Source organism: Pseudonocardia sp. N23 (genome assembly GCF_002583555.1).
In the GTDB taxonomy this organism is placed as follows: domain Bacteria; phylum Actinomycetota; class Actinomycetes; order Mycobacteriales; family Pseudonocardiaceae; genus Pseudonocardia.
Genome location: NZ_BEGX01000149.1, coordinates 28633 through 28972 on the forward strand (window position 1 = coordinate 28633; position 340 = coordinate 28972).

Genomic DNA, 340 nt, shown 5'->3' on the forward strand with positions numbered 1-340 from the left:
CCCACCGACGACGAACCGGCCGGTCGGGTTGACCAGCAGCCTCGCACCGTCGGCGTCGATGCCCGCGCGCTCGAGCTCGGGGTCGACGACGTGCTGGCGGATGTCGGGGGCGAGCAGCGCGTCGAGGTCGACGTCGGCGGCGTGCTGGCTCGACACGACGACGGTGTCGACGCGGACCGCGCGGTCGCCGTCGTACTCGATGGTGACCTGGGTCTTGCCGTTGGGCCGCAGGTAGGGCAGCACGCCGGACTTGCGGACCTCGGTGAGCCGGCGGGCGAGCCGGTGCGCGAGCGCGATCGGCAGCGGCAGCAGCTCCGGGGTGTCGGTGTTGGCGTAGCCG

Annotated in this window: 1 pseudogene; it reads right to left on the reverse strand. The window is 73.8% G+C overall.

From position 1 onward, the window contains the following. Nucleotides 1-340, reverse strand: a pseudogene (locus TOK_RS34605) (methionine adenosyltransferase); the annotation flags it as partial.